Annotated in this window: 7 protein-coding genes and 1 pseudogene; 6 read left to right on the top strand and 2 right to left on the bottom strand. The window is 46.2% G+C overall.

Going from position 1 to position 7,650, the window contains the following annotated elements:
• Together QUA00_RS28495 and QUA00_RS28490 are read left to right on the top strand one after the other, a co-directional pair.
• Positions 1-227 (top strand): annotated as a pseudogene (locus tag QUA00_RS28495) (hypothetical protein); the annotation flags it as partial.
• Positions 228-268: 41 nt separating this feature from the next.
• Complete coding sequence (locus QUA00_RS28490; RefSeq protein ID WP_333300645.1) at positions 269-427, top strand: hypothetical protein; 159 nt, start codon at positions 269-271, stop codon at positions 425-427.
• Between the two features lie 39 nt (positions 428-466).
• On the opposite strand, the gene QUA00_RS28485 is transcribed toward QUA00_RS28490, so the two are convergent.
• Entirely contained in the window at positions 467-1,513 is a 1,047-nt protein-coding gene (locus QUA00_RS28485) for an NAD(P)-dependent alcohol dehydrogenase (RefSeq protein WP_333143358.1), read from the bottom strand.
• 381 nt (positions 1,514-1,894) lie between these two features.
• A complete protein-coding gene (locus QUA00_RS28480) occupies positions 1,895-2,974 on the bottom strand; it encodes a PIN/TRAM domain-containing protein (protein ID WP_333143359.1) in 1,080 nt (359 codons plus the stop codon).
• A 396-nt stretch (positions 2,975-3,370) separates the two neighbouring features.
• Here QUA00_RS28480 and hemW point away from each other — a divergent pair, with 396 nt between their 5' ends.
• The 4 genes from hemW to QUA00_RS28460 all read left to right on the top strand — a co-directional run bounded on the left by hemW (position 3,371) and on the right by QUA00_RS28460 (position 7,570).
• Positions 3,371-4,738, top strand: coding sequence for a radical SAM family heme chaperone HemW (gene hemW, locus QUA00_RS28475; RefSeq protein ID WP_333411938.1), 1,368 nt, complete (start codon positions 3,371-3,373; stop codon positions 4,736-4,738).
• Between the two features lie 226 nt (positions 4,739-4,964).
• Entirely contained in the window at positions 4,965-5,183 is a 219-nt protein-coding gene (locus QUA00_RS28470) for a hypothetical protein (protein WP_333143361.1), read from the top strand.
• 155 nt (positions 5,184-5,338) lie between these two features.
• A complete protein-coding gene (locus QUA00_RS28465; RefSeq protein WP_333057596.1) occupies positions 5,339-5,611 on the top strand; it encodes a DUF1830 domain-containing protein in 273 nt (90 codons plus the stop codon).
• A gap of 393 nt (positions 5,612-6,004) precedes the next feature.
• Positions 6,005-7,570: an FAD-dependent oxidoreductase gene (locus QUA00_RS28460; protein WP_333411937.1), complete on the top strand. Its 1,566-nt coding sequence runs from the start codon at positions 6,005-6,007 to the stop codon at positions 7,568-7,570.
• Positions 7,571-7,650: the final 80 nt, after the last annotated feature.

Genomic DNA, 7,650 nt, shown 5'->3' with positions numbered 1-7,650 from the left:
ACGTATTAAATTCAAGTCCAGTCACCCGACTTAATATTTTGTTACATACTTATGGATTTTCCCGCCGACCTACTTACAGGCAAGGTGAAATCTATGCAAAAGCAGGGGAAAGCAAACCTCATGTCATTATTATGGGGAACGTATCTGTAATTTTGAGAAACCATCTTCGGGGAAGTGGTTGTATGCCTTACATGGCAGATATGAAAGTTCGGTCCGGCGCCGCCTAGGCGGTTGCTATACAAATAACCCAAGATTTCTTGTCCCTCAAATGAGTGAGACTCAAAGATGCGACTGGTCGTTCAGTCATAGCATTGCTCAAAATAGGTTCAGCTACAAAGAAAATCACGAGGCTCAGAGTATGTTGGGATGGAAAAGTATTCTCAAATCCGGTGATGGGTTAGCAGCAGCACGCCAGGATATTCTGTAAGCGCGATCGCGCTTAACTTAGTGCCGTTCAATCATGGATTTATGGGTTTATGGCAACTTTTATCACACCATCTCGTTGATTGCCGAATAATTCATACGCTTCTTTTATTTGATCTAGCTTAAACCTGTGTGTGATCATAGGTCTCAGGTCGGCACGAGCGGACTGTATGACATTTATCAGCCGTCGCATACGTTCTTTTCCACCAGGGCAGAGGGTGGTAACAATTTTCTTATCTCCAATACCGGCGGCAAAGGCATCTACAGGAATGGCAAGTTTTCCAGAATAGACTCCTAGACTCGATACAATTCCGCCTGGTTTAACCACACGCAAACAGGCTTCAAAGGTTTCCTGAATACCGAGTGCTTCAATCGCTACATCTACACCACGACCATCAGTCAAATCCAGGATCGCTTCGACTGGATTGCACTCTTTATAGTTTAAAACAATGTCGGAGCCAAGCATTTGGGACATTTCCAGGCGTGCTGGATTGCTGCTCACGGCAATGATTTTGGAAGCACCTCTGAGTCTGGCACCGACAGTTGCGCTCATACCAATTGGTCCTTGGGCAAATATGGCGACTGTATCACCAATCTTGATATTTCCGCTTTCGGCACCACTGAAACCCGTACTCATAACATCGGGACACATGAGCACCTGTTCGTCGGTTAATTCGTCAGGTATGGGAGTCAAATTTGCCATTGCGTTCGGCACTAGCATATATTCCGCCTGAGAACCATCAATGGTATTGCCGAAGCGCCAACCACCCATTGGCTTACCGCCGCACTGCGCTTGGTAGCCGTCAAGACAGAAATTGCACTGACCACAAGGAGTTATAGCACCAACAAGAATACGCTGTCCTATTTCATAGCCGTGAACTCCTGAGCCGAGTTCTGCAATGACGCCAATTGGTTCATGTCCTAGTGTCCGTCCAGGCTGGACAGGTACTTCACCTTTGAGTATATGAACATCTGTGCCACAGATTGTCGTCGTGGTGATTTTCATCAGTGCATCAGTCGGTCCAATCTCAGGAATTGGTTTTTCTTGAATCTCGATTCGCCCTTTTTCTACAAAAACAGCGGCTTTCATCTTTCTCATAAATTTCTTACACAATTTTTAAGAAGATGATACTATGGAACACCAATAAAACGCTTTTCTTTCTGCGTGTCTCCTTGCTCCCCTATTTGTGACTGCCATTCGGCTTATATCCCTCTTTTGTCACTTTGGGGTGAAACCTTGAATCTTCATGGGCTGTATCCTCGAAAAATCGCCAATTTATCAGAGAGTGATGAAAGGGCGCTACGTCCTAACCGCCGGGGCGGTTGCTATACTTACCGATTCCCAACATTTAAGACACAAAAAAAACCACTGCCCCGACTCGTCATACCGGGCGCGGTAGAGAGTCGGGGCAGATTGGGAACAACGATCGCAATATTTGATTCTGATTGCCCTGGCCATTGTTACTCTGTTTTAAACAATAACGGATTCTTGAGGACGGGCGAAAATCATGCGGCCGGCGCTGGTTTGCAGGGCGCTGGTGACTACGACTCTGGCTTCGCCGCCGACATAGCTGCTTCCTGCTTCCACGACAACCATTGTGCCGTCATCCAAGTAACCGATTCCCTGAGAGGGTTCTTTGCCTTCTTTGCGGATTTTTAGTTCGATCGTATCTCCCGGCAAATAAGTCGGGCGCACCGCATGAGTCAAATCGTTGATATTCAAAACCGGCAGTTTTTGGACGGTAGCTACTTTTGATAAGTTGTAATCGTTGGTGAGCAAAATGCCGTCAATATCCAAAGCGAAGCGGACTAATTTCGCATCGACTGTGGCAATATCTTCGTAGTCAGCCGAGTGAATTTGAATCCGTTCTGGATATGTTTCTTTGATGCGGTTGAGTACATCTAAGCCGCGGCGTCCGCGCACTCGCTTTTGATCGTTGGCGGAATCAGCTACCAGTTGCAGTTCTTGGAGCACGAATTGCGGCACGATAATTTGACCTTCGAGGAAACCTGTTTCTAGCAAGTTTTCAATTCGGCCGTCAATAATGCAGCTAGTATCGACAACTTTGGCAGTTGCTGGTTTGAAAGTACCTTCGGCTACCAACACCGTGTCAAAGCTTTTGGGGTTGATCAGCCGCAAGAAAGCGCGGCCGTGGGTGTCGGTCAAACTGACGCCTGTGAAGCCGAACATGACGCTACCCAAGACTGCGACTAGAGGTTTGATGAAGCCGAACTCGCGCGGAATTGGCAGTAGGAATAGCGGAGCCAGCATTAAGTTTGCTACTAGCAGTCCGATGATTAAGCCGATCGCCCGCGTCAGCAACATCTCCACTGGCATATCGCGGACTTGTTTTTCCAGGCGCCGATAGGTTGTTTGAGCCACTAATCCCATCACGAAGCCGATTAATGCTCCAAACGAACCTAGTACAGAACTTAAACCTTGTATATTTGTAACTTGCTCCAGCAGCTCGGTCGGCAGGAGTTCGACTCCGTAATAGCCAATGCCTCCGCCTGCGATTACGAATGAGATTATTATGATTGCGTCTAGCATTAGTTCTAGGTTAAGGAATTTATTCCCATTATATCTTTGCAGTGCTGATACTTGTTTTCATGCTTTGGTCGGATATCGCCATATTTACTGAGGGATTTTCATAAACTTATATTTCGCGGTTGTACCCTTTGGGGGATGTGCCAGGGAGTCGCTCGGAATTTACCACGCCCCACCGCAAGCAGGCACGAGGTGCGAATAGACCGCCCTGCGGGATGTCCGGGAATGGTGGCCGATCAAAACCGGTACGAGGTTAAATTAAAAGAGCCGTAGCTTGCGGGGCGGGACGCCATCATTCGCAGCGCTTTTTTGGTAAGAAAATGTCATAATATACATAATTATTCATGATTGTTTAATTAAAACTTTAGATTTGAAGTTGCGCTTTCGGCTTGAGATGTAATGAACCCTCCCACAGATTATTTAACATTTGAATTAAAAAAAAGTGTGCAAGCGGCAAATTCCGGGATTCCTAGTTCGGCTTACCTGCACATACCTTTTTGTCGCCGCCGCTGTTACTACTGCGATTTTCCGGTTTTTGTGGTGGGCGATCGCAAAAATGGCGAAAATTCCGGCACAATCGTGCAATACGTTGCTGTACTGTGTCAAGAAATTCAAGAAACTAAAAATTTAGGCGCATCTCTGAAAACAGTTTTTTTTGGTGGCGGCACGCCTTCGCTGCTTTCTGTCAGTCAGTTGAGCAATATTTTAGAGACTCTCGACGGCAAATTTGGGATTGATGCTGGGGCGGAAATTTCTATAGAAATAGATCCGGGTACGTTTACTTTAGAACAGTTGCGGGGATATGCAGCGGCGGGAGTAAATCGAGTTAGTTTGGGAGTGCAAGCTTTTCAGGATGAATTGCTGCAAGCTTGCGGGCGATCGCACTCTGTCGCTGATATTTTTGAAGCAGTGGAAATAGTGCGATCGGCTGGTATTGTCAATTTCAGTTTAGACCTAATTTCGGGACTGCCGCACCAAACTTTAGAACAGTGGGAAGCTTCCCTGAAATCAGCGGTGGAAATTTCCCCGACTCACCTGTCGAGTTACGACTTAATTGTTGAGCAGGGAACTGCTTTCGGGCGCTACTTTGAAGCAGGCGCGCAGCCACTACCAGCAGATGAAACCGCTGCTGGAATGTACCGTTTAGCGCGGGAAATTCTGACCGGTGCTGGCTACGAACATTACGAAATTTCTAATTACGCTCGCGATGGCTATCAGTGCCGCCACAACCGCGTTTATTGGGAAAATCGCCCTTATTATGGTTTGGGAATGGGGGCGGCGAGTTACGTGGAAGGCCGGAGGTTGACAAGGCCGCGCAAAACTCAAGAATATTATCAGTGGGTGCGATCGATCTCTGGCCTCAATTCCCCAGCAACTCCTCAAATTGGGGGGGAAACCCAGCAGGATATTTACCCAGCAATTGAGCAAAATTTTCAAGTCTCAGAAAATGACGTTTTGTTAGAAACGCTGATGCTAGGTTTGCGTTTAGCAGAAGGAGTTAGCCTGTCGGCGCTGACTGAAAAGTTTAGTCAGCAAACGGTTGATAAAATTTGGCGTTGTTTGCAGCCCTACTGGCGACAAGGATGGGTGGAAATTATGACGGAGGATAGGGCGATTCCCTACGGGATAGCTCCGCTTCACGCAACTTTAGGCGATGCCGCGAAACTGCCGCTTGCGGGCAATTTGAGGTTGAGCGATCCCGAAGGTTTTTTATTTTCTAATACAATTTTAGCCGATTTGTTCAGCCAGTTAGGCGAAAATAATTAGCTCTGTCTGAGGAAGTATACCCCCCGGCAAGCGCGATCGGCCCTAAAGCCGGGGCCGCCAATGCGATCGGAAGCAAATTAAATTGCTCCCTCGCTTTATACTGTCAAAAATAATATATTTTCTATCGATCCCTCAACAAAACTTAAGGCGAACTAAGCCTTCAGATAGAGGCCACGACTGCACTTCAGCCGTCATACTTAAGACTGAACATTTAAAAAGTAATTTAATGAACACTATAACTATCGATCGCCACCAAACCCAAAACCAGCCCTGCCTTGTAATTAGCGAGCGCGGTTGCAATCCGGCTTCCAAGTGTAATTTTTGCGGTCACTACCAACAGGCAAGAGGTTCAGTCGGTCACTGTCAATTGTTGAATGCACCTGTTAGGGGAGGATGGAAATCTTGCACTTTAGCAATGCCGGCTTTTGCACCTTCTTGGGAATAGGGGGAAGGCGCTGATGTTTCCCCGGAGAAATTTATTAATTAACCCAAAGAATGTAAAAAAAATGTATAAAAAATTCTGTTTTAACTGGGAATATGCTATAATAAGCTTAGGCCTTTCGCCACTCGCTCGCACCATTGCACAAACAAGTTAAAAAGATGAATTTGACACTAAATCAGGTAATTTCCGAAGGTCATACGCGCATTTTGTGTTGGTATCTAAATAATACTAGCAAAGTGCAAATCGCTCGCATTACAAATATTCCTAATTGGTATTTTGAGCGGACGGTGTTTCCGGGGGAACGTTTTTTGTTTGAAGCGCTGCCGGAAGCTCAGTTAGAAGTTTGCAGGAGTGCGGATACGGGTGGTATAGTGTGCGAGCGAATTTTGTGCGATCGGCTGCGAGTTGAAGAATTAAGCACGGCTGATTGAAGATAATTCCCCAGACTTACCAACGAGAGGTAGAAACCCGGTTTTTTTTCAGAAACCGGGTTTCTCTGTATGATTATAAAAACTCCGTTTGCGATCGCACTCCCAACCTCATAAACCCGGTTGATTCGTAGATTTCTCGTTACTAAGCCCAAAATTCGTAGAAACTCACATCTTGCACCATTCTCAAGAACAGGCAAGATGCCTGTTCCACAAAGAGTAGATTTTCTTGTGGAACAGGCATCTTGCCTGTTCCTAAAAAGCTTATTGACAATGGTGCAACATCTTAGTATAAACCGGGATTCTCGCCACCCCATGCGTCAGCCCTGAAACTGTCGCAAATGTTAATCTAAGCTAAATTATAAAAAATCAACCACCGTTTAATACTAAAACCCGATGTCCCTCACTGAAAAAATCCTCTCCCAACTGCCAGCAGACGCCCTCGGAGGCCTGAGAAAAGTCGATCGACTCTGGGAAAACCTCAAACAAAACACCGCACCAACACCCCAAGCAGTCAAACACAGCCAACAACCCCTGGAAACCCTCGACTTCGACATAGTTATCGGCGGCGGAACCCTAGGAATATTAATCGGTACAGCCTTAGCCGTGCGGGGTTGGCGAGTAGCCTTGATAGAACGCGGCACCCTGCGAGGCCGCGATCAAGAATGGAACATTTCTCGCAAAGAATTAGACGCATTCTTAGAACTAAATTTGCTATCTGTTGAAGAGATAGAAAAGGCGATCGCCACTGAATATAACCCAGCCCGCATCAGCTTTGCCAACACCCCAGACATTTGGGTGCGCGACGTACTAAACATCGGAATAGACCCAGTTTACATCCTAGAAACCTTGAAACAGCGATTTCTCCAAGCTGGAGGAAAGCTATTTGAAAATACACCATTTAAAACAGCAACCATTCACCCGGATGGAGTGTTGGTAGAATCTGCAAATACCGATACACAACCTGCTACAAACTTATTTAAAACCAGATTATTATTAGACGCAATGGGACATTTTTCGCCCATTGTCCGCCAAGCTAGACAAGGGAAGAAACCCGACGCCGTATGTTTAGTAGTCGGCAGTTGCGCTCAAGGATACCCCAAAAACGACACCGGGGACATATTTGCATCCTTCACCCCAATGCAAAATCAGTGCCAATATTTTTGGGAAGCATTTCCAGCCAGAGACGGCCGCACCACCTACTTATTTACCTACATAGACGCCGACACAGAAAGATTCAGTTTAGAAACATTATTTGAAGACTATTTGCGCTTGCTTCCCCAATATCAAAACGTCGAACTCGAACAGTTAAAATTCCAAAGAGCACTCTACGGATTCTTCCCCTGCTATCGCCAAAGTCCTCTAAAAACGCCTTGGGATCGCATACTCCCAGTCGGAGACAGCAGCGGTAGCCAATCTCCCCTCAGCTTTGGCGGTTTCGGGGCAATGGTGCGCCACCTCAAACGCTTGACTCTAGGAATTGACGAAGCTTTGACAAGCGACAGTCTCAGCAAAAAATCCCTCGCACTTTTGCAACCCTACCAGCCAAATCTATCTGTCACCTGGTTGTTTCAGCGTTCGATGAGTGCTGCGATAAATCAAAAAATAGACCCCAATCAAATCAATCAACTTTTGGCGGCCGTCTTTCAGGTAATGGAAGACTTGGGAGAACCGGTACTCAAACCGTTTCTTCAAGATATCGTGCTGTTTCCGGCTTTGTCCCAAACCCTGTTTAAAACAGCAATTAGCCATCCCGGATTAGTTATGAAAATTATCCCGCAGGTTGGAATAGCTAATTTGCTAGATTGGATGGTTCATTATGTAAATTTAGGAATTTATACGGGATTGCAGCCTTTGGGAAAAGCCGTAGAACCGCAGGTGAAAAATTTAGCACCGGAACAGCAATACTATTTTCACCGATTAGTTGAAGCGTGGCAATATGGCGCTGGAGGCGATTATTAACTGATTAATTGTGGCACGGGCATCTTGCCCGTGGCTAATATCTGAACAGGCAAGATGCCTGTTCCACAACACAATATAAT

This window comes from Microcoleus sp. T2B6 (genome assembly GCF_036700475.1).
Classification (GTDB): Bacteria; Cyanobacteriota; Cyanobacteriia; order Cyanobacteriales; family Microcoleaceae; genus Microcoleus.
This window is presented reverse-complemented; position numbering and strand designations above follow the sequence as displayed.

What these genes read in the sequence shown, in the direction of transcription:
- QUA00_RS28490 (WP_333300645.1), top strand. Translation starts at nt 269, where the DNA reads ATGAGTGAGACTCAAAGATGCGACTGGTCGTTCAGTCATAGCATTGCT.
- QUA00_RS28485 (WP_333143358.1), bottom strand. Translation starts at nt 1,513, where the DNA reads ATGAAAGCCGCTGTTTTTGTAGAAAAAGGGCGAATCGAGATTCAAGAA.
- QUA00_RS28480 (WP_333143359.1), bottom strand. Translation starts at nt 2,974, where the DNA reads ATGCTAGACGCAATCATAATAATCTCATTCGTAATCGCAGGCGGAGGC.
- hemW (WP_333411938.1), top strand. Translation starts at nt 3,371, where the DNA reads ATGAACCCTCCCACAGATTATTTAACATTTGAATTAAAAAAAAGTGTG.
- QUA00_RS28470 (WP_333143361.1), top strand. Translation starts at nt 4,965, where the DNA reads ATGAACACTATAACTATCGATCGCCACCAAACCCAAAACCAGCCCTGC.
- QUA00_RS28465 (WP_333057596.1), top strand. Translation starts at nt 5,339, where the DNA reads ATGAATTTGACACTAAATCAGGTAATTTCCGAAGGTCATACGCGCATT.
- QUA00_RS28460 (WP_333411937.1), top strand. Translation starts at nt 6,005, where the DNA reads ATGTCCCTCACTGAAAAAATCCTCTCCCAACTGCCAGCAGACGCCCTC.